Consider the following 19,971-nt stretch of genomic DNA (forward strand, 5'->3'; position numbering starts at 1 on the left):
AGCGTAACAGCGCCCAGCCCCCGGCCTGCGCCTCAGGCGAAGACGGCTGGCGCCATCCGGACGCGATTCCTGCCCTCGTGCTTGGCGGCGTAGAGCGCCTTGTCGGCGCGCGACAGCGTCTCGGCGGCGGTACGTTCGCCGCGGCGTCGGGTCGCGATGCCGATGCTGACCGACAGCCCGACGCGCGTACCTTCGTGGCGGACATCGACCTCCTCGACCGCCATGCGCATGCGCTCGCCGATGACCCGCGCCCGGGCGCCCTCCAGGCCCGGCAGCACGACCATGAACTCCTCGCCGCCGTAACGGCCGAACACCGCGCCGTCGCTCAAAGCGCCCTGCAGCGCGGCCGCGACCCGGCGCAGGCAGTCGTCGCCGCAGGCATGACCGTAGCGGTCGTTGACCGACTTGAAGTGATCCAGGTCGACGAACAGCACCGAGACCGGCCGTTCGTCGCGCTCCGCATCGGCGAAGATCCGCGCCACCCACTGGTCGAGCATGCGGCGGTTCATCGTGCCAGTCAGTGCGTCCATCTCGGCCGAGCGGCGCAGCTTGAGCGCGGCCGCCGCCTGGTCGACGTGCTGCTGCACCAGCCGCAGCAGTTCGGCGATCAGCGCCATGTCCTCGGGCAGGAATCCGGCGTCGCCGGCACGGCGCATCACCAGCACGCCCCAGACCGGCGTGCGCATCTGCAGCGGCACCCAGGCCTCGATGGCCGGTCCGCGGCCTTCTTCCGGCGCAGGTTGCTGGGTCGCCACGCCAGCGACGGCCAGTCGGCGCAGGGCTTGCTCGCGCGAGGCGAGGCTGCGTTCGACGCGCGCCGCCACCCCGGCCGGCTCGACGAACACCCGGTCCACGCCGAGATAACCGCGCAGCATCACCGCGCACGACTCGGCAGGCACCAGCGGCATCAGGTGCTCGACCAGCAAGCGGAAACCGCAGGCCGGCAGGTCGCCCGCATCCAGGCCGTCGAGCTGGGCCTGCAGGGCCGCCGACAGGTTCGCGCGGGCGGCCTCCCGGCGCATGCGGCGCTCGGTCTCCAGTCGCGCGATCCGGTCGCGATCGCGCTGATCGCGGTAATCGCCGATCCGCTGCACCAGTGCCAGGCCCAACACCAGCACGAACGCCACCGCGCCGCCCTGATAGCCCAGGTGGACCAGCGGTACGTCTGCGGCGAGGCCGTGCCGCACCAGGGCAGCCCAAGCACCGGCGACGACCGGCACCAATGCCGTCACCAGCAACCAGCCGGCCAGGCTGACGCCGCGGCGTGCGCCATCGACCAGCATCGCCAGTCCGGCGATGCCCGCCAGCAGCCAGCCGTAGGCGGTGACGCGTTCCATGACCCCATCGAGCGCCGGCAGGCGCAGAGCACAGACCGCGGCCAACGCCGTCAACACGCCTCCCAGCACGCGGACGATGGCCACCAGACGGTCGCGCCGTTCGGGCATCGCGTAGGCGCGCACCAGCGACAGCCAGACGGCGGCATACAGCAGCGCCAGCGCCGAGACCCCCTGTTCGCGCCACGCCCCAAGCAACGACGCGCCGGGCAGCCCGTACAGATGGCCGTTGCGTGCCTGCAGCAGCAGCACCAGCACGACCACATAGCCGAAGAACCCCACGAACAGGCGGTCACGCGAGGCGTGCGCCAGCGCCAGCGCCATCGCCGCCAGCGCCAACAGGCCGCCGTAGACCGCACCGGCCAGCGCGACACCCGAGCGCTCGATCCGCCGCACGTCGACGGCGCGGGCCAGCACCGGCCGCATCGTCGCCGGAAGCGGCCGGTCGGCATGCAGCGTCAGTTCCACCGGGCCCTGCCACTCCGGCAGCACGAAGCCGTAGCCGGTCGGCAACATGCCCTCATCGTCACCGACCCGGAAGAAGCCGCGCGGTTCGCTTTGCCAGCCATCGGCCGCGCGCAGCTGCAACCCCTCGACCATTTCTCGGGGAAACCACAGCGCCCAACGCGCGCCGGCGGCATCGCCGCTCGGCAGCGTGAAACGCAGGCGCGCCTCGACCCCGGGGGCCGCATCGGACGCCGGGGCCAGGATCTCGACCGCGCGGCGCTCGCCCGGCCGCAACTGGGTGGAGGCGACCAGCGCGACGAACAGGCCCAGCAATAACAGCAGGCAGCCGGCCAGCACCCAGCCATGGCCGGGAATCGCACGCGCACGTTCGCTGCTCGTCATCGGCGGGCCCTCTCGCACACGCCGGCGCGCGGCCGACACATCGTCGCCCACGCGCCGCCCGCGCGCGTTGTCGCTGTCGCGCTGCATCCTGCTCCTTCCCGTCGGAAATCCGTACTCCGTCACAACATTATGTCACTGGCGGTCACAGAAGCGCGGCACCCCGGGTAGGGCTCGCCTCCGTCGGCCCCACCGGCCGGTCCGCTACACTGCGCAGTTCATTCCGCATCCCCCGAGCCGTCCGCCCCATGTCCGCAGGTCCGATCGAATCCGCCGCCCCGCCCACCGACGCCGCCGCTCCGGTGCGCCAGGACTTCATCCGGCAGATCGTCCGCGAGGACCTCGCCAGCGGCCGGCACACCACGGTCCGGACCCGTTTCCCGCCCGAGCCCAATGGCTATCTGCACATCGGCCACGCCAAGGCGATCTGCCTGGACTTCGGCATCGCCGATGAGTTCGGCGGGCGGTGCAACCTGCGCTTCGACGACACCAACCCGGAAAAGGAAGACCTCGCGTTCGTGCGCGCGATCGAGGACGACGTGCGCTGGCTAGGCTTCGACTGGGCCGAACTGCGCCACGCCTCGGACTACTTCGAGGTCTATTACCTGGCCGCCGAGAAGCTCATCGCGCAGGGCGATGCCTTCGTCTGCGACCTGACCGCCGAGCAGGTCCGCGAGTATCGCGGCACGCTGACCGAGCCGGGCCGCAATTCGCCGTTCCGCGACCGCAGCGTGGACGAGAACCTGGACCTGTTCCGGCGCATGCGCGCCGGCGAGTTCGCCGACGGCACGCGCACGCTGCGCGCAAAGATCGACATGGCCAGCGGCAATATGAATCTGCGCGACCCGGCGCTGTACCGGATCAAGCATCTCGCCCACCAGAACACCGGCGATGCCTGGCCGATCTATCCGATGTACGACTATGCCCACGCGCTGGGCGACGCGGTCGAAGGCATCACCCACTCGCTGTGCACGCTGGAGTTCGAAGACCATCGCCCGCTCTACGACTGGGTCGTCGACCGGGTCGACCTGGCCGGACATCCCGAGCTGCTCGCATCGTTGACCGCGCGCGGCCTGCCGGTCGTCGCGGCCAAGCCGCGTCAGATCGAGTTCTCGCGCCTGAACATCAACTACACGGTGATGAGCAAGCGCAAGCTCACCCAACTGGTCGCCGATGGCCTGGTCGACGGCTGGGACGACCCGCGCATGTACACGTTGCAGGGGCTGCGCCGCCGCGGCTATACGCCCTCGAGCCTGCGGTTGCTGGTCGACCGGGTGGGCATCAGCAAGCAAAACTCGGTGATCGACTTCTCGGTGCTCGAAGGGGCGCTGCGCGACGACCTGGATGCGCGCGCGCCGCGGCGCATGGCGGTGATCGACCCGCTCAAGCTGGTGCTGACCAACCTGCCCGAGGGCCATGCCGAAACGCTGACCTTCCCCAACCACCCCAAGGACGAGGCGCAGGGCACGCGCGAAGTGCCGTTCTCGCGCCAGCTGTGGATCGAGCGCGAGGATTTCGCCGAAGTACCGCCCAAGGGCTGGAAGCGCCTGGTGCCCGGCGGCGAAGTGCGCCTGCGCGGCGCCGGCATCGTGCGCGTCGACAAGGTGATCAAGGACGCCGACGGTGCGATCGTCGAGTTGCGCGGCACGCTCGATCCCGAGTCGCGACCCGGCATGGAAGGCGCCAACCGCAAGGTCAAGGGCACGATCCACTGGGTCAGCGCCGCGCATGCGGTCCAGGCCGAGGTGCGGCTCTACGACCGCCTGTTCGTGGTCGAAAAGCCCGACGACGAATCCACCGGCAAGACCTACCGCGATCATCTCAATCCCGAGTCCAAGCGCAGCACCACCGGCTACGTGGAGCCTGCCGCGGCGCAGGCCGCGCCCGAGCAGGCGTTCCAGTTCGAGCGCCTGGGCTACTTCGTCGCCGACCGCTACGACCACGCCAGCGACAAGCCGGTGTTCAACCGCAGCGTCACCTTGCGCGACGTCTGGACCTCGGCCAAGCCCGGCTGATGGCCCGGGCGTGTCGGTGCGCGCCCGCCGCGCGCACTCGACACGCCGACGGGGCCGGAGCGGTACCATCGCGCCGATGAATCGTTTGCGCTCCCTGCTGTTCGGCCTCTTGACCCTCGTGTCGTTGCTCGCGCTTGCGGCCTGCGCCGCGCCGCAGGCACCGAGCACGCCACCGGCAGGCGTGCCCGCCGGCGCGCCTCCGGCCCTGTCGGCTGGCACTGGCAACCCGCTCGCCCCCGACACCGGCTGCAACGTCGATGCCGACTGCACCGTCAAGAATGTCGGCAACTGCTGCGGCGTCTATCCGGCCTGCGTCCATCGCGACGCCGCGGTCGACCCGCAGGCCGTCGCGGCCGACTGCGCCGCGCGCGGCTTGGCCTCGGTCTGCGGCTTCCGCGAGATCGAGGCCTGCCGCTGCGTCTCCAACCGCTGCGAAGCGGCGCCGATGCGTGTGCACACGCGCTGACCGCGGCTTCGCCGCCTCGCTTCTTTCAAGGTATCTGCAATGCTGTACGCACAAGTCCACCTCACCCTGCCCGCCTGGGTCCACGAGCATGTCGACACGGCGCGCGCCTATCCCGGCGACGAGGCCAAGGTCGCGCTCGCGATCGCGCTGTCGCGGCGCAATGTCGAGGCCGCCAGTGGTGGCCCGTTCGGCGCGGCGGTCTTCGACGGCCAGGACCGCATCGTGGCGGTCGGCGTGAACCGGGTGATGCCACACACCTGCTCGGTCGCCCACGCCGAAACCATGGCCTACATGCTGGCGCAGCAACGGCTGCAGACGCCGCGGCTCAACGAGCGCATCGGCCCGGTGACGCTGGCGACCTCATCGCAGCCCTGCTGCATGTGCTACGGCGCCACCGTCTGGGCCGGCATCGACCGGCTGCTGATCGGCGCACGCGCCGAAGATGTCGAGGCGCTGACGCCCTTCGATGAAGGCCCGCTGCCCGAAGACTGGGTCGGCGCCCTGACCGGCCGCGGCATTGCGGTCGTGCGCGACCTGTTGCGCGACGAGGCCTGCACGGTGCTGCGCACCTACGGCGAATCCGAAGGAGCGAAGTACTGACATGCACGACATCGACCCGACCCAGCCGGACCTCGGCACCGCCCCGCCGATCAGCGGCCTGCTGTGCTACTGCCGCCCCGGGTTCGAGTCCGACCTCGCCGCGGAGCTGACCGAGCGCGCTGCCGGCGTCCACGTCGCCGGCTATGCGCAGGCCACGCGCGGCGACGGCTACGTGCTGTTCCATTCCGACAATGGCCCGGCCCTGACCCACGAACTGCCGTTCCGCGAACTGATCTTCGCGCGCCAGAAGCTGATGTTGCTGGCCGAGTTGCGCGATCTTGACCCGACCGACCGGATCACGCCGATCTTCGAGGCGCTGGCCGGCCGCGGACGTCATGGCGAGTTGATCGTCGAGCATCCCGACTCCGACGACGGCAAGCAGCTTGCCGGCCTGGCGCGCAGCTTCGGCAACGCGCTGCGTCCGGCGCTGCGCAAGCGTGGCTTCCTGAGCCAGAAGGACGAAGCGCGCTTCCCGCGCCTGCACGTCTTCTTCGTCAGCGGCACCCGCGCGTTCATCGCGCAATCGGTCGTCGGCGACAGCGCCCCGTGGGCGATGGGCATCCCGCGCCTGCGCACGCACACCGAGGCCCCGTCGCGCTCGGCGCTGAAGCTCGAAGAGGCCTTCATGACCCTGCTGACCGAGCGCGAGCGCAATGCCCGCATCAAGCCCGGCATGCGCGCGGTCGATCTGGGCGCAGCCCCCGGCGGCTGGACCTGGGTGCTGACGCGCGAGCACATGCGCGTGGTCGCAGTCGACAACGGGCCGATGCAGGCCGATCTGCTCGACACCGGCCTGGTCGACCATCATCGCGTCGACGGCTTCCGCTACCAGCCCGTCGGCCCTGTCGACTGGCTGGTGTGCGACATGGTCGAACAGCCGCGCCGCGTGGCCGAGCGCATGGCCACCTGGTTCCGCGAGGGCTGGTGCCGACACGCGATCTTCAATCTCAAGCTACCGATGAAGAAGCGCTGGCAGGAAACGCTGCTGGCGCTGGACCTGTTCGCCAACAACGCCGGCGAGCATGCAACGCTGACGCTGCGCGCCCGCCAGCTCTACCACGACCGCGAAGAGATCACGGTCTACGCCAGCGTCGAGTAGAAGCGCACCGGAGGACACCGCATGGCCGCAGGCTGGATCACCGCCGTCGCCCCGTACCTGCCCGAGATCGTCCGGCTGGCACGGCCGATCTTCACCCGCACGCCACCCCAGATCGACCTCGGCCAGCAACGGCGGCTCGACGTGATCGACGCGCAGATCGGCGAACTGCAGGATGCGGCGAGCCAGAACGCCGACTCGATCGCCAAGCTCGCCGTCGACATGCAGAAGACCATCGAGGTGCTGCAACTGGGCGCCGAGCGCCTGGAGCGTCGGCTGGTGCTGTCCAACCGGCTGGCCGTGGCTGCCACGACCGCCGCGGGGCTGGCCTTCGCGCTCGCCGCCTACGCGCTGGCACGGTGATGCCCCGGGGCGCGTGATTGCGCGCTCACCGCGCTGACGGATACTGCGCGCCGACCTCCCCTTTTTCGGCGCCCTTGCGATGGCCTTCAGCCTGCTGACCCTGCTCGACGACATCGCGACCGTGCTCGACGATGTCGCGTTGATGACCAAGGTCGCCGCACGCAAGACCGCAGGCGTGCTTGGCGACGATCTGGCACTCAACGCGCAGCAGGTCACCGGCGTTCAGGCCGACCGCGAGCTGCCGGTGGTCTGGGCGGTCGCCAAGGGCTCGGCGCGCAACAAGCTGATCCTGGTGCCCGGCGCGCTGGCGATCAGCGCCTGGCTGCCGTGGCTGGTCACCCCACTGTTGCTGGCCGGCGGCCTGTTCCTGTGCTACGAGGGCTTCGAGAAGGTCCTGCACAAGCTCGTGCACCGCGCGCGCGACGATGCCGACAAGCCCGCGCGCACCGCAGCGCTGGCCGCAGCCGATGTCGACCCGGTGGCATTCGAGCGCGACAAGATCCGCGGCGCGGTGCGCACCGACCTGATCCTGTCGGCCGAGATCATCGCGATCGCGCTGGGCACCGTCGCCGGCCAGCCTTTCGCGACCCAGTTGGGCGTGCTCGTCGGCATCTCGGCGCTGGTGACCATCGGGGTCTACGGTCTGGTCGCGGGCATCGTCAAACTCGACGACGCCGGCCTGGCGCTGACCCGCCGCACCTCGGCGGCGGCGCAGACGACAGGCCGCGCGATCCTGCGCGCCGCGCCCTGGCTGATGAAGGGCCTGGCGATCGTCGGCACCGCGGCGATGTTCCTGGTCGGCGGCGGCATCATCACCCACGCCATCCACGACCTGGCGACCTGGATCGACGAGACCGCAACCGGCCTGGGCGCATTGCCGACAGTCGGCACCGTGCTCGGCGCGCTGCTGCCGACGCTGATCAATGCGGTGGTGGGCGTGGTCGCCGGCGGCCTGGCGGTCGCCGTGGTGTCAGGCATCCGCCGCCTGCGTACGGGCAAGGCGCCCACGCCGGCGGGCTGACGCGACAGCGGGCGTCGCCCGGTCAGCAGCGCATGACCGCCCAGGCGCCCCAGACCCAGATGCCCGCGACCCAGATCGCCAGCATGGCGACGATCGCCAGCAGCAGCCCAAGGGCGACCACGGCGGCACGCCGCCCGCGGAGCCTGCGGAACGTGATCCAGGGCACCGCACTGCCGACGACGACCGCCAGTACCAGACAGGCGACGCCCAGGAACGCGAACAGGCCCGCATCGTCGCTGACTACAGGACACTGCCGCAGCGCGAACGCGGGCGCCGCGCCCAGCCACGCGGCCACGCCCGTCGCCGCCCGCAGGCAGGCGACGCCGCGCCGGCTCAGCGACCGGCGGCGCGCGCCCACAGCAGGTTGCGCAGCGGCGGCAGCGCCTGCGCGATACCCAGCGCATGGCTGCGCAGCAGCGTCGGTGCCAGTGCGTCGGTCGAATAGACACGATTGATGGTCTCGAACGCGTAGGCCGCGACGGTGTTGTCGCTGCGCCGGGTGCGCGCCCAGCGCGCCAGCCGGTGCGGCGCGTCCCAGGCCGCGCCGCGGCGGCGGGCCTGCGCCACGGTCTCCGCCAGGCCGGCCACATCGCGCAGCCCCAGGTTCACGCCCTGCCCGGCCAAAGGATGGACCACATGCGCGGCATCACCGACCACCAGCACACGCCCGGCGTGCTGGCTGTCGACCAGTTGGCGACGCAGCGGGAAGGCCGCCCGCGCCGAGACCGGCGTCAGCCGCCCGAAGCGCCCTTCCGCAGCGCGCGTCAGCGCGTCGGCAAACGCGGCATCGTCCAGGCTGCGCACGCGCGCGGCCTCGTCGGCCGGCAAGGTCCAGACGATCGAACAACTGCCGTCGCCACAGGGCAGCAGCGCCAGGGGGCCCGTCGGCAGGAAGCGCTGCCAGGCCGTGTCCTCGTGCGGCTGCTCGCCGCGCACATACCCCACCACGCCGCTCTGGCCGTAGTCGTGGGCCTGCGCACCGATCCCGGCCAGGCGGCGGAGCACCGAGCCGGCGCCGTCGGCGGCAATCGCCAGTCGCGCCTCGATCCGGGGCCCGTCGGCCAGCCGCAGCGCGACCGAGTCTGCGGCGGTCTCCAGCGCCTCGACCGTCGCCGGGCTGCGCACCTCGACCCCGGCCGCAGCCAACCGCGCCCAGAGCCGATCCACCAGCAGGCCGTGCTCGACGATCCAGCCCAGCTCACGCATACCCAGCGCATCGGCGTCGAAGATCAGCTCGCTGCCGCCGCCGGCATCCCAGACCCGCATACGCCGGTAAGGGTGCGCGCGTGCGGCGCGCACCGCGTCCCAGGCGCCGACCTGCGCCAGCAACCGCGCGTTGTCGTGCGCGAACGCGTAGACGCGCAGGTCCGGCTCGGCCGGCGTCCAGCCGGCCGGCGGCCTGGCCTCGACCAGCACCACGTCCAGGTCCTGGCCAGCGAGCGCCAGGGCACAGGCCGCACCGACCACGCCGCCGCCGACGACCACGACATCGCGCACGCCGCGCCGGCTCATGCCGCGGCTCCGCGACACAGCGCCGGCACATCGCCGCGGTAGCCCATCGCGCCGCCGGCGAGCATCGCCTGCAGGCCGCGGTCGGCGTCGAGCGCCAGCAGCCCGGCGCTGCGCAATGGGCGCAGCAGCGGCGAGGGGTTGGCGGTCAGCCGCGCCAGGCCATCGGAGAACGCCAGCGTGCGCGTGCGGTCCTCATGCCGGCGCGCCGCCCAGGCCGCCAGCAACGCCGGCGCGCCGGGATCGCCGCCATCGGCGACCAGTTCGGCCAGCGTCAGCGCATCGCGCAAGCCGAGGTTGAAGCCCTGCGCGCCGATCGGATGCAGGGTCTGCGCCGCATTGCCGACCAGCACCGCGCGTGCAGCGGTGCTGCGTTCGGCGACCACGCGGCGCAGCGGGTAGCGGCTGCGCGGGCCGACGGCCTCGAACCGACCCGCACGCCAGCCGAAGGCCGTTTGCACGCGGGCCAGGAACGCGGCCTCGTCGAGGGCGGCGACCGCGTCGGCGGCGTCGCGATCGACGCCGTGCACCAGGCCGTAGTGGCGATCGCCACGCGGCAGCAGCGCGGTCGGGCCGCTGTCGGTCAGGCGTTCGAACGCGCTGCCGTCCGGCGCCCGCGCCGTGCGCAGCCGCGCGACGAACAGATCCTGGCGATAGTCGTGTTCCAGAGTGTCGATGCCCAATGCCGCACGGACGGCGGACGCCGTGCCATCGGCGGCGACGACCAGCGCCGCACCGATCCGCTGTTCGCCCTCGCTGCCCGCGATGCGCGCGATGCGAAGGCCGTCGGCCTCCGGCTCCAGCCCGACGAAACGCGCGGGCCGGTAGCGGGTGAGATGCGACAGCTCGCCCAGCCGCGACTCCAGCGCCTGACCGAAGTCGCGGGCGACCACGACCTGCCCGAACTGCTCGCGGCCGTAGTCGGCGGCGTCCAGCCGCAGGCGGCCGAAGTCGCCCTGGCGGCTGACGTGGATGCGACGGATCGGGCCCGGCGGCATCTGCAGTTTCTGCAGCACGCCGAGCGCGGTCAGCGCGTTGACCGTGGCCTCGGCGAAGCTGAGATTCCGCTCGTCGAACACCGCCGGCATCGACTCGGGCGGCGTCGCCTCGACCAGCCCGGTATCGACGCCGGCGCGATCGAGCGCGATCGCCAGACTGGCACCAACCAGCCCGCCACCGACGATCAGGACCTGATGTGCATGGTTCATGGCGTGATGATAAGCGTTCGGCCCGGTACGCCGCGCCACGCGGCCTGACCGACGCTCCGATAGAATGCCCGTCTCATCCGTCTCCGCCGGGAGTCGCAGCATGTCCGCCACCGCCCGCCGCGCCACGATCCTCGCCTCGCTAGCCCTGCTGATGGCTGCCACCCGCGTGCATCACTTCGCGGCGGTTCCCGATGCCTCCTGGGCGGTGTTCTTCCTCGGCGGCCTCTACTTGCGGCCTTGGACGCGTCTGGCATTTCCGGCGCTGATGGTCCTGGCGGTGGCGATCGATGCCCTCGTCATCCAGGCCCAGGGCCTGTCGTTCTGGCAGCACTACTGCGTATCGCCGGCCTACTGGTGCCTGATCCCGGCGCATTTCGCGCTGTGGATGGGCGGGGCCTGGCTACGCGGATACCGCGGTGGACCTGCGGCTGTGGCGCTGGCCAGGCTCGCAGCCGCGCTGATCGTGTCGGTCGCGCTCTGCCACCTGGTGGCACAGGGCAGCTTCTACTGGATCAGCGACAGCGTCATGGCGCCGACCATGGCCGGCTGGTGGAAGAACTACACCGACTGGTTGCCGGCCTACCTGTGGACGACGGCACTCTATGTTGGTGCCGCGGTCATGGCCCACCTGGTGGCGGCGCGCGGCGCGCCGCGGTCCGCGACGGCCCGCGCGCTGGGCACCGACTGAGCACGCGATGGGCCATCGCCTCTCCAGGATCTACACCCGCACCGGGGACGACGGCTCGACCGGCCTGGGCGACGGCAGCCGGACCGGCAAGGATGCGCTGCGGGTGGCGGCCTACGGGACTGTCGACGAGGCGAACTCGGCCCTCGGCCTGCTGCTCGCCACGCCGCTGCCCGAGGACGTGCGCACGCTGCTGACTGCGCTCCAGCACCGGCTGTTCGACCTGGGCGGCGAGCTGTGCATCCCCGGCCACGCCGCGATCGAGGATGCGGATGTCGCGGACCTGGAGGCGCAGTTGGACCACCACAACGCCGCCTTGCCGCCGCTGCGCGACTTCATCCTGCCCGGCGGCGGCGAGGCCGCGGCGCGCTGCCATCTCGTCCGCACCATCGTGCGCCGCGCCGAGCGCGAGGCCGTCGCGCTGTCGCGCGTGGAGACGGTCAGGCCGCAGGCGCTGCGCTACCTCAACCGCCTGTCCGACCTGCTGTTCGTGCTGGCCCGGGTGCTCGCCCGGAGCGACGGCCACGGCGAGGTGCTGTGGCAGCCCCGGCGGCGCGCCTGACATGCACCACCCGATCGGCTTCGGCGGCGACGACCGGCAGGTGCCGGTGTTCTCGCATGCCGCGTGCCTGGATCACGACACCGGCCCCGACCATGCCGAGCGGCCGCAGCGACTGGTCGCGGTGATCGAGGCGCTGCGTGCCGCGTTCCCCGACCTCGATCTGCGCCAGGCCCCGGCCGCCACCCGCGGGCAACTGCTGCGGGTGCACGACGAAACCCTGCTGCAGACTGTGCTCGAATCGCGCCCGACCGGACGTATCCCGCTCGACGCCGACACCGTGCTCTCGCCCGGCTCGGCCCAGGCCGCGCTGTATGCCGCGGGTGCCGGCGTCGCCGCGGTCGATCTGGTCTGCAACGGCGAGCTGCGCCGGGCCTTCTGCGCCGTACGCCCGCCCGGTCATCACGCCACCGCCGACATCGCGATGGGCTTTTGCCTGTTCAACAACATCGCCGTCGCCGCGGCCCATGCGCTGGAGCGCTACGGGCTGATGCGGGTGTCGATCGTCGATTTCGACGTGCACCATGGCAACGGCACCCAGGCGATCTTCGAGCAGGAGCCGCGGGTGCAGTACCTGAGCTCACACCAACTGCCGCTGTTTCCCGACACCGGCCTGCGCCGCGAGCGCGGGGTCGGCAATATCGTCAACATCCCGCTGGCGCCGGGCACTGGCAGCGCCCGTTTCTGCGAGGCCTGGCGGGAACGGATCCTGCCCGAGATCGACGCGTTCGCCCCGCAGCTGGTGCTGGTGTCGGCCGGCTTCGATGCCCATCGCCTCGACCCGCTGGCCCAACTCGAGCTCGAGGCCGAGGACTTCGCCTGGCTGACCCGTGAGCTGGTCGTGCTGGCCGACCGCCATGCCGAGGGGCGCCTGGTGTCGATGCTCGAGGGCGGCTACGACCTGCAGGCGCTGCGCGAGTGCACGGTGGCCCACCTTCAGGCACTGGCCAGCTGAGCGCCGGGCCGCGCCTGCGGACGTGAACGGAAGGCCGAGGGGCTGCATTGCCGCTGCACAAGGGATGCGGCATGCTGGCGCCCGTTTTGGCCGAACGGATCGACCGTGCGCCCCGCCCTCCGCCTGCTGCCTCTTCCGTTCTGCATCGCGCTGTCGCTCACGGCCCAGGCCGACGACCTGCCACGTCCCAACTACTGGGCGCTGTGCCCGGTCGAAGATGCCGTCCCGGCGTTCGCCGACGCCCAGGCGCCGGTCGGCTCGGTCGAAGACCGCGAAAAACAGCCCACCGACATCGACGGCGATGCCTTCGAAGGCGTCACTGGCGAGAGCAGCACGTTCTCGGGCAACGTCACACTGCGCCGCGGCGATCAGTTCCTGGGGACCGACGACCTCGACTATTCCGAGGAAGACGGCACCTTCGTGGCCGATGGCAACGTCCGCTATCAGGACGCCGGCATGCGGGTGGTCGCCGACAAGCTGCAGGGCGACACCCTGGCCGAGGCCTACCGCATGGACAACGTGCGCTACCAGCTCACGGCCCGGCGTGGCAACGGCGGCGCCGACCACATCCGCATGGAGGGCGCCCAGGGTGCGCTGCTGGGTTCGACCTACTCGACCTGCCCGCCCAGCGACCGCTGGTGGGAACTCAAGGCCCGGCAGATCGACGTCGACACCGACCTGGGCATGGGCACGGCCCGCAGCGCGACCCTTCGCGTGGGCAAGGTGCCGGTCCTGTACATCCCTTGGTTCCGCTTCCCGATCGACGAGCGCCGTATCTCCGGCCTGCTCTATCCGCGGATCTCGCAGTCCAGCCGCAACGGCTTCGACTATTCGCAGCCGATCTATCTCAATCTGGCGCCGAACTACGACATGACGCTCGAGCCGCGCTGGATGAGTAAGCGCGGCCTGCAACTGGGTACCGAGTTCCGGTTCATGACCGACGCCACCCGCGGCGTGCTCGACGTGGCCTACCTGCCGTCCGACAAGCTCGCCAGCCGCGAGCGCGAACTCGAGCAGACCCAGGTGCCGATCGCCGAGAACCGCCGCAAGGACGACCGCGGGTTCCTGAGCTTCAGCGGCTCGGCCGATCTCAATCCGACCTGGCAGGCGCGCGCGAACCTGACCTGGATGAGCGACCCGCGCTATCTGGAAGACGCCAGCAACAATGTCGACGGCATCTCGTCGATCAGCGGCGTCAGCCAGCTCGGTGTCTTCGGCCAGGGCCGATCGGGTCCGCAGGGCTACTGGAACGCCGGCGTGCTGGCCGACTACCAGATGCTGACCGACTACACGCTGCCCGAGTCGATCCTGCCCTACAACCGCCTGCCGCATGCCTACTTCAGCTGGGAACGGCCGTACGGGCGCTGGTTCACTGCCGGCGTCAACGCCACCGCGACCCGGTTCTCGCACGTCGACGACGTTGCCCGTCCCGGCGGCAGCCGGGTCGACCTCAAGCCCTACATCTCGATGCCGCTCGAGGGCCCGAGCTGGTTCCTGCGTCCCACACTCGCCTGGCGGCACACCGCCTACGGGTTGGACCGGGAGCTGGCCGACTCGATCGCCGACCAGCGCGCCCGCGGGGCGCTGGGCATCGGCGGTGGGGAGCCCATTCCCGATGCGCTGCAGGGCCAGTACCAGGCGGCCTTTGGCCAGCTGCGTGACACCGCACCCAGCCGCAGCCAGCCGATCACCTCGCTCGATGCCGGGCTGTTCTTCGACCGCAACACCCGGTTCCGTGGTGAGGACTACCTGCACACGCTCGAGCCGCGGATCTACTACCTGCACTCGCCCTACCGCGATCAGTCGGCGCTGCCGCTGTTCGACACCAGCCCGCTGACCTTCGGCTGGGGGCAGTTGTTCCGCGACAACCGCTACTCGGGTGCCGACCGTCAGGCCGACGCCAACCAGGTGACGCTGGCGGTGAGCACGCGCCTGATCCGTGAGTCCGACGGCCGGGAAAAGCTCAGCGCGAGCCTGGGCCAGATCGTCTACCTGGACGATTCGCGGGTGACAGTCGGCAACGAAACCCAGATCGAGCGCGGGCGCTCGGCCTGGGTCGCCGACTCGACCTATGCGATCAACGACCGTTGGACGATCAGCGCCGGCTACCAGTGGGACCCGAAGTTCCGCCGCGAGGACCTGGCCAGTGTCCGCACCCGCTACCTGATCGGCGACGACGGCATCGTCAACTTTGCCTACCGCCGCCGCAGCGACCTCATCGAGCAGGCCGACCTGTCGTTCCTGTATCCGATCAACCCGACCTGGAGCCTGGTCGGGCGCTACTACTACTCGCTCGCCGACAATCAATTGCTCGAAGCGGTGGCTGGTGTGCAGTGGGACAGCTGCTGCCTGGCCGCTCGCGTGGTCGGCCGGCGCTACCTGCGCAACCGCCAGGGCGAGATGAACAACGCCATCATGTTCGAAGTCGAACTCAAGGGCCTGGGGTCGGCCGGACCCGACACGGAGGGCCGTCTGCGCCGTGCTATTCTCGGCTACTACCGTGACGACCTCTATCTCGTGCCGCCGTCGGAGCTGCGCAACAGCGACGACGATGAATCCATCACTCCCGGCCTGAGCCAATGAAGACACTGATCCGTTCCCTCGCGGCCGCCATCGTGCTGTGCGCCGCCGCCGCGCATGCCCAGACCCTGCAACCGCTCGACCGCATCGCTGCGGTCGTCGACGAGGACGTGATCCTCGCCAGCGAACTCGACCGCGCGGTGAACAACATCCGCACCCAGTACGCGACCCGCCAGGACCAGTTGCCGCCACAGGAGATCCTCGAGCGCCAGGTGCTCGAGCGGCTGATCACATTGCGCCTGCAGACCGCGCGTGCTCAGCAGACGGGCGTGCGCGTGAGCGACGAAGAAGTCGACCAGGCGATCGCGGCGATCGCGCAGCAGAACAACTTCTCGATGGACCAGTTGCGTCGTCAGCTGGCCGGCGACGGCATGTCGTTCGACGACTTCCGCGCCTCACTGCGCGACGAACTGCTTATCCAGCGCATGCGCCAGCGCTTCGCACAGACCCGCATTTCGGTCAGCGATGCCGAGGTCGATGCCGCCCTGTCGGCGCAGGCCACCGGCGCTCAGTACCGCCTGGCGCACATCCTCGTCGCGCTGCCCGAGGGCGCCACGCCCGAGCAGATCCAGACCGGCCAGCAGAAGATCGACGGCATCAAGGGCCTGATCGACCGTGGCGAGATGGAATTCTCGGCCGCGGCGGTGCGCTACTCCGACAGCCCGAACGCACTGGAAGGCGGCGACTTGGGCTGGCGCCGGAGCGACGAGATCCCGGCCGCGTTCGCGACCTCGGTCACTTCGCTGCAGCCGGGCCAGGTCATCGGCCCGATCCGCGGCCCCAGCGGCTTCCAGCTGCTGCAGTTGGTGGATGTGCGCGACGCCAGCCAGAACGGCGGCGCCGGCACGGTCACCGAGTACCAGGCCCGCCACATCCTGATCCGCGCCCAGGGCGACGACGACAGCGCCGCCAAGGCGCGTGCCGATTCGCTGCGCGCACGCATCGTGGGCGGCGCCGACTTCGCGCAGATCGCCCGCGACAGCTCCGAGGACAACGCCACCAAGGCCAACGGCGGCGACCTGGGCTGGTTCACGCAGGACGAGTTCGGCCCGGACTTCGGCGGCCAGGTCGCCGCGCTCGGCAACGGCGATGTCTCCCAGCCGTTCCGCACGCAGGCCGGCTGGCACATCGTCCAGCGCATGGCTAGCCGCCAGTCGGCCGGCAACGACAACAACCGGCGCGCTCAGGCACGCGAGGCCATCGGCCAGCGCAAGCTCGAGGACGAATGGGATCGCTATGTGCGTGAGATGCGCGGCGAGGCTTATGTCAGCGTCCGCATCGGCCCCAACCCCGATCCTGAGATCGGCGGCGGCGGCTGAGCGATGACCCGGCCCAGGCTGGCGCTGGTGCCGGGCGAGCCGGCCGGCGTCGGCCCGGAGCTGTGTGTGCGCGCCGCCTGGCGCGCCTGTGAGGCCGACCTGGTCGCGATCGGCGATCGCGAGGCCTTGCGTCGGGCCGCCGACGCGATCGCGCTGCCGATCGCCTTCGCCGATGCCCAGGCACCGCAGGTGCCCCCCGGTACGCTGCGCCTGATCGAGCTCCCGCATGCGCATGTCCCCGCGTTCGGCACGCCCGACCCGCGCAACGCACGCAGCATCCTCGATGCGCTGTTGCACGCTGCGGCCGGTTGCCGCGAAGGCCGCTTCGACGGCCTGGTGACCGGCCCGGTGCACAAGGCGGCGATCAACGCCGGCGGTGTGCCCTACACTGGCACGACCGAGCTGCTGGCCGACGACGCCGGCTGCGATGTCGTGATGATGCTCGCCAACCCGCAACTGCGCGTGGCGCTCGCGACCACCCATCTGCCGCTGCGCGCCGTCCCCGATGCCATCACCGCGCCCGTCCTCGAGCGCGTGTTGCGCATCCTCGACACCGCATTGCGTCGCGACTTCGGGCTGCCGGCGCCGCGGATCGCGGTCCTCGGCCTCAACCCCCATGCGGGTGAGGACGGTCACCTGGGCGTTGAGGAGCGCGACATCATCGCGCCGCTGCTGACGCGGCTGCGTGCCGAGGGGCTCGCCCTCGACGGCCCGCTGCCGGCCGATACCGCGTTCCTGCCGACGCGTCTGGCCGATGTCGATGCGGTGCTGGCGATGTACCACGACCAGGGCCTGCCGGTGCTCAAGCACAGCGGTTTCGAATCGGCGGTCAACCTGACCCTGGGCTTGCCGTATCCCCGCGTCGCGGTGGACCATGGCACCGCGCTCGCCCTCGCCGGCAGCGGCCGCGCCGACCCGTCGAGCCTGTTCTGTGCGATCGACCAGTGCGCCGCGCTCGCTCGCCATCGCCGGGCCGCGGCATGAGCGCCGGCGCGCCGATCGACTGGGACGATTTCCTGCGCGTCGACCTGCGCGTGGGCCGCGTGGTGTCCGCCGAAGTGTTTCCCAAGGCGCGGCGCCCGGCCTATGTGCTGCAGGTCGACTTCGGCCCCGAGATCGGCGTGCGCAAGTCCAGCGCGCAGATCACCGACCACTACGCACCCGAGGCCCTGGTCGGCCGTCTGGTCGTGGGTGTGGTGAACTTCCCCCCTAAACAGATCGGGCCACTGATGTCGGAGTGCCTGATCACCGGCTTCCACGACACCGAGGGCAAGGTCCGGCTGTGCGTGCCCGACGGCGACATCGCGCCCGGCACCCGGCTGCTGTGACCTCCCTTCTTTTTCAGCGACCCGTCCCATGATCCGATCCTCCGCCGCTTCCGGCAGCTTCACCGAACCGCCGAAGAAATCGCTCGGCCAGAACTTCCTGCACGAGCGCGGGGTCGTCGACAAGATCGTGCTGGCGATCGACCCCAAGCCCGGCGACCGCCTGGTCGAGATCGGGCCCGGCCAGGGCGCGATGACGTTCCCGCTGCTCGACCGCCACGGCAGCCTGACGGCGATCGAATTCGACCGCGACCTGTTGACGCCACTGACCGCGCAGGCGGCCGCACACGGCGCGTTGACTCTGGTCCATGCCAACGTGCTCGACGTCGATCTGAGCGCGCTCGCAGACGGCACGCCGATCCGGCTGGTCGGCAACCTGCCCTACAACCTGTCCTCGCCGATCCTGTTCCACGCGCTGGCCCATGCGGCCTCGATCGTGGACATGCACTTCATGCTGCAGAAGGAAGTGGTCGAGCGCATGGCCGCAGGCCCTGGCAGCAAGGTCTACGGACGGTTGAGCGTGATGCTGCAGGCCTATTGCGAGGTCACGTCGCTGTTCGTCGTCGGCCCCGGCGCGTTCCGCCCGCCGCCGAAGGTCGACTCGGCGGTCGTGCGGCTGGTGCCGCGTGCGCCCGAGCGCATCGGCATCATCGATCCCAAGCGCTTCGCCGATATCGTCCGCGCCGCGTTCGGCCAGCGCCGCAAGACCCTGCGCAACGCGCTGGGCGGCACGATGGACGCCGAGGCGATCACGGCAGCCGGCATCGATCCCCAGCAACGCGCCGAGCAGTTGTCGGTGGCCGATTTCGTGCGTCTGGCCAACCATACGGCCACGCCATAGTCGAAGCATTCATTGCCGCCCGCTACACTGAGCGCGCCATGGACGAGACTGCCGACTACACCCTCGAAATCCAGATCGCGACGCGCTTCCTCGACGAGGAATCGACGCCCGACGACGATCGCTACGTGTTCGCCTACACCATCCGGATCCGCAATGTCGGCCGGTTGCCGGCCCAGCTCGTCTCGCGTCACTGGATCATCACCGACGCCAATGGCCGCGTCGAAGAAGTGCATGGCGACGGCGTCGTCGGCGAACAGCCGCGGCTCGAACCCGGCGAGGCCTTCACTTACACCTCCGGCGCGGTGCTGTCGACGGCGGTCGGGACGATGGAGGGCAGCTACGACATGGTCGGCGACGACGGCGCGCACTTTGACGCCCCGATTCCGCCGTTCACGCTGTCGGTTCCGCGTACCCTGCACTGATGGCGATCTGGGCGATCGGCGACCTGCAGGGTTGCTACGGTGCGACCGCGCGATTGCTCGAGGCGATCCGCTTCGATCCGGCCGTCGACCGGCTGTGGTTCTGCGGCGACCTGGTCAATCGCGGCGGCGAATCGGTCGAGACGCTGCGGCTGGTGCATTCGCTGCGCGAGAACGTCGTCAGCGTGTTGGGCAACCACGACCTGTCGCTGCTGGCGATCGCCGAGCGTCGCGAAGAAGACCAGCGCAAGGTCAATCCGGATCTGCGCGGCGTGCTGTTCGCGCACGACCGCGATGTGCTGCTCGACTGGCTGCGCGCCTGTCCGCTGCTGCACGTGGACCGCACGCTGGGCTGGATGATGCTGCACGCGGGCCTGGCGCCGCGCTGGACCACCCAGTTGGCCGAAAAGCACGCCGCCGAGATCGAACGCAAGCTGCGCAGCCCCGGCTATCGCAAGCTGCTGCGCAACATGTACGGCGATCGCCCGGCGTGGTCGCCGAACCTGTCCGGGCCCGACCGCGATCGCGCGATCATCAACATCTTCACCCGCATGCGCTACTGCGCGCCCAAGGGCCGCATCGCATTCGAGGAGAAGGGCGCGCCCGGGACCCAGCAGCCTGGCCTCTATCCCTGGTACGAGGTCCCGGGCCGTGCCGAGCGCGACCTGAAGATCGTCTGCGGCCACTGGTCGACGCTGGGCCTGTTCATCGGCCACGGCATCCACGCGCTCGACACCGGCGCGGTCTGGGGCGGCAAGCTCACCGCGCTGCAGCTCGATGCCGAGACCCTGCGCATTGTGCAGGTGCCCGGACGCGACGTACCGCCGCCG

The 19,971-nt window shown here is 70.7% G+C and carries 19 protein-coding genes and 1 pseudogene; 16 read left to right on the forward strand and 4 right to left on the reverse strand.

Going from position 1 to position 19,971, the window contains the following annotated elements; genetic code table 11:
- Nucleotides 1-32: 32 nt before the first annotated feature.
- Nucleotides 33-2,183, reverse strand: a complete 2,151-nt coding sequence (locus FHW73_RS14670) for a GGDEF domain-containing protein (protein WP_183427492.1) — start codon at nt 2,181-2,183, stop codon at nt 33-35.
- Nucleotides 2,184-2,428: 245 nt separating this feature from the next.
- Between FHW73_RS14670 and FHW73_RS14675 the strand changes: the two genes are divergently transcribed.
- The 6 genes from FHW73_RS14675 (at nt 2,429) to FHW73_RS14700 (ending at nt 7,741) form a co-directional block, all read left to right on the forward strand.
- The gene (locus FHW73_RS14675) at nt 2,429-4,195 is read left to right on the forward strand and encodes a glutamine--tRNA ligase/YqeY domain fusion protein (protein WP_183427493.1); all 1,767 of its coding nucleotides are present in this window, start codon (nt 2,429-2,431) and stop codon (nt 4,193-4,195) included.
- 76 nt (nt 4,196-4,271) lie between these two features.
- Nucleotides 4,272-4,661: a hypothetical protein gene (locus FHW73_RS14680; protein WP_183427494.1), complete on the forward strand. Its 390-nt coding sequence runs from the start codon at nt 4,272-4,274 to the stop codon at nt 4,659-4,661.
- Between the two features lie 39 nt (nt 4,662-4,700).
- Nucleotides 4,701-5,261, forward strand: a complete 561-nt coding sequence (locus FHW73_RS14685; RefSeq protein WP_183427495.1) for a nucleoside deaminase — start codon at nt 4,701-4,703, stop codon at nt 5,259-5,261.
- 49 nt (nt 5,262-5,310) lie between these two features.
- Nucleotides 5,311-6,360 (forward strand): 23S rRNA (cytidine(2498)-2'-O)-methyltransferase RlmM, encoded by a 1,050-nt coding sequence (rlmM, locus tag FHW73_RS14690; RefSeq protein WP_183427618.1) that lies wholly within the window; start codon nt 5,311-5,313, stop codon nt 6,358-6,360.
- A 21-nt stretch (nt 6,361-6,381) separates the two neighbouring features.
- Nucleotides 6,382-6,720: a hypothetical protein gene (locus FHW73_RS14695; RefSeq protein ID WP_183427496.1), complete on the forward strand. Its 339-nt coding sequence runs from the start codon at nt 6,382-6,384 to the stop codon at nt 6,718-6,720.
- A 79-nt stretch (nt 6,721-6,799) separates the two neighbouring features.
- Nucleotides 6,800-7,741, forward strand: coding sequence for a DUF808 domain-containing protein (locus FHW73_RS14700; protein ID WP_183427497.1), 942 nt, complete (start codon nt 6,800-6,802; stop codon nt 7,739-7,741).
- Nucleotides 7,742-7,763: 22 nt separating this feature from the next.
- Here the strand turns inward: FHW73_RS14700 and FHW73_RS14705 are convergent, their stop codons facing one another.
- Genes FHW73_RS14705 through ubiH form a run of 3 tightly spaced genes read right to left on the reverse strand, consistent with a single transcriptional unit; the run spans nt 7,764 to nt 10,458 of the window.
- Complete coding sequence (locus FHW73_RS14705) at nt 7,764-8,036, reverse strand: hypothetical protein (protein ID WP_183427498.1); 273 nt, start codon at nt 8,034-8,036, stop codon at nt 7,764-7,766.
- Between the two features lie 38 nt (nt 8,037-8,074).
- A complete protein-coding gene (locus FHW73_RS14710) occupies nt 8,075-9,253 on the reverse strand; it encodes an FAD-dependent oxidoreductase (RefSeq protein ID WP_183427499.1) in 1,179 nt (392 codons plus the stop codon).
- Entirely contained in the window at nt 9,250-10,458 is a 1,209-nt protein-coding gene (ubiH, locus tag FHW73_RS14715; protein ID WP_183427500.1) for a 2-octaprenyl-6-methoxyphenyl hydroxylase, read from the reverse strand. The genes FHW73_RS14710 and ubiH overlap by 4 nt, the downstream gene beginning before the upstream one ends.
- Before the next feature lie 100 nt (nt 10,459-10,558).
- Here ubiH and FHW73_RS14720 point away from each other — a divergent pair, with 100 nt between their 5' ends.
- The 10 genes and pseudogenes from FHW73_RS14720 to FHW73_RS14765 all read left to right on the forward strand — a co-directional run.
- Nucleotides 10,559-11,146 (forward strand): hypothetical protein, encoded by a 588-nt coding sequence (locus FHW73_RS14720; RefSeq protein WP_183427501.1) that lies wholly within the window; start codon nt 10,559-10,561, stop codon nt 11,144-11,146.
- Between the two features lie 7 nt (nt 11,147-11,153).
- On the forward strand, nt 11,154-11,705 hold the full coding sequence (locus FHW73_RS14725; RefSeq protein WP_183427502.1) for a cob(I)yrinic acid a,c-diamide adenosyltransferase: 552 nt from the start codon (nt 11,154-11,156) through the stop codon (nt 11,703-11,705).
- Between the two features lie 40 nt (nt 11,706-11,745).
- Nucleotides 11,746-12,657 carry a histone deacetylase family protein gene (locus FHW73_RS14730; RefSeq protein WP_183427619.1) on the forward strand — a complete coding sequence of 304 codons (912 nt, stop codon included), beginning with the start codon at nt 11,746-11,748 and terminating at the stop codon, nt 12,655-12,657.
- A 105-nt stretch (nt 12,658-12,762) separates the two neighbouring features.
- On the forward strand, nt 12,763-15,240 hold the full coding sequence (gene lptD, locus FHW73_RS14735; protein ID WP_183427503.1) for an LPS-assembly protein LptD: 2,478 nt from the start codon (nt 12,763-12,765) through the stop codon (nt 15,238-15,240).
- On the forward strand, nt 15,237-16,556 hold the full coding sequence (locus FHW73_RS14740) for a peptidylprolyl isomerase (protein ID WP_183427504.1): 1,320 nt from the start codon (nt 15,237-15,239) through the stop codon (nt 16,554-16,556). Before lptD ends, FHW73_RS14740 begins: the two co-directional genes overlap by 4 nt.
- A gap of 3 nt (nt 16,557-16,559) precedes the next feature.
- On the forward strand, nt 16,560-17,540 hold the full coding sequence (gene pdxA / locus FHW73_RS14745) for a 4-hydroxythreonine-4-phosphate dehydrogenase PdxA (protein ID WP_183427505.1): 981 nt from the start codon (nt 16,560-16,562) through the stop codon (nt 17,538-17,540).
- Nucleotides 17,537-17,884: a tRNA-binding protein gene (locus FHW73_RS14750; protein ID WP_183427506.1), complete on the forward strand. Its 348-nt coding sequence runs from the start codon at nt 17,537-17,539 to the stop codon at nt 17,882-17,884. Before pdxA ends, FHW73_RS14750 begins: the two co-directional genes overlap by 4 nt.
- Nucleotides 17,885-17,912: 28 nt before the next feature.
- Nucleotides 17,913-18,722 (forward strand): 16S rRNA (adenine(1518)-N(6)/adenine(1519)-N(6))-dimethyltransferase RsmA, encoded by an 810-nt coding sequence (gene rsmA / locus FHW73_RS14755; protein ID WP_183427507.1) that lies wholly within the window; start codon nt 17,913-17,915, stop codon nt 18,720-18,722.
- 38 nt (nt 18,723-18,760) lie between these two features.
- Nucleotides 18,761-19,144 carry a Co2+/Mg2+ efflux protein ApaG gene (apaG, locus tag FHW73_RS14760; RefSeq protein WP_047137325.1) on the forward strand — a complete coding sequence of 128 codons (384 nt, stop codon included), beginning with the start codon at nt 18,761-18,763 and terminating at the stop codon, nt 19,142-19,144.
- A pseudogene (locus tag FHW73_RS14765) lies at nt 19,144-19,971 on the forward strand (symmetrical bis(5'-nucleosyl)-tetraphosphatase); the annotation flags it as partial. The gene apaG and the pseudogene FHW73_RS14765, both read left to right, overlap by 1 nt.

Source organism: Luteimonas sp. RC10, assembly GCF_014192745.1.
Lineage (GTDB): Bacteria > Pseudomonadota > Gammaproteobacteria > Xanthomonadales > Xanthomonadaceae > Luteimonas.

Excerpts from the sequence above, each read along its gene's own strand:
- FHW73_RS14670 (WP_183427492.1), bottom strand. The coding sequence starts at position 2,183 with ATGACGAGCAGCGAACGTGCGCGTGCGATTCCCGGCCATGGCTGGGTG.
- FHW73_RS14675 (WP_183427493.1), top strand. The coding sequence starts at position 2,429 with ATGTCCGCAGGTCCGATCGAATCCGCCGCCCCGCCCACCGACGCCGCC.
- FHW73_RS14680 (WP_183427494.1), top strand. The coding sequence starts at position 4,272 with ATGAATCGTTTGCGCTCCCTGCTGTTCGGCCTCTTGACCCTCGTGTCG.
- FHW73_RS14685 (WP_183427495.1), top strand. The coding sequence starts at position 4,701 with ATGCTGTACGCACAAGTCCACCTCACCCTGCCCGCCTGGGTCCACGAG.
- FHW73_RS14695 (WP_183427496.1), top strand. The coding sequence starts at position 6,382 with ATGGCCGCAGGCTGGATCACCGCCGTCGCCCCGTACCTGCCCGAGATC.
- FHW73_RS14700 (WP_183427497.1), top strand. The coding sequence starts at position 6,800 with ATGGCCTTCAGCCTGCTGACCCTGCTCGACGACATCGCGACCGTGCTC.
- FHW73_RS14710 (WP_183427499.1), bottom strand. The coding sequence starts at position 9,253 with ATGAGCCGGCGCGGCGTGCGCGATGTCGTGGTCGTCGGCGGCGGCGTG.
- ubiH (WP_183427500.1), bottom strand. The coding sequence starts at position 10,458 with ATGAACCATGCACATCAGGTCCTGATCGTCGGTGGCGGGCTGGTTGGT.
- FHW73_RS14720 (WP_183427501.1), top strand. The coding sequence starts at position 10,559 with ATGTCCGCCACCGCCCGCCGCGCCACGATCCTCGCCTCGCTAGCCCTG.
- FHW73_RS14725 (WP_183427502.1), top strand. The coding sequence starts at position 11,154 with ATGGGCCATCGCCTCTCCAGGATCTACACCCGCACCGGGGACGACGGC.
- FHW73_RS14740 (WP_183427504.1), top strand. The coding sequence starts at position 15,237 with ATGAAGACACTGATCCGTTCCCTCGCGGCCGCCATCGTGCTGTGCGCC.
- pdxA (WP_183427505.1), top strand. The coding sequence starts at position 16,560 with ATGACCCGGCCCAGGCTGGCGCTGGTGCCGGGCGAGCCGGCCGGCGTC.
- FHW73_RS14750 (WP_183427506.1), top strand. The coding sequence starts at position 17,537 with ATGAGCGCCGGCGCGCCGATCGACTGGGACGATTTCCTGCGCGTCGAC.
- rsmA (WP_183427507.1), top strand. The coding sequence starts at position 17,913 with ATGATCCGATCCTCCGCCGCTTCCGGCAGCTTCACCGAACCGCCGAAG.
- apaG (WP_047137325.1), top strand. The coding sequence starts at position 18,761 with ATGGACGAGACTGCCGACTACACCCTCGAAATCCAGATCGCGACGCGC.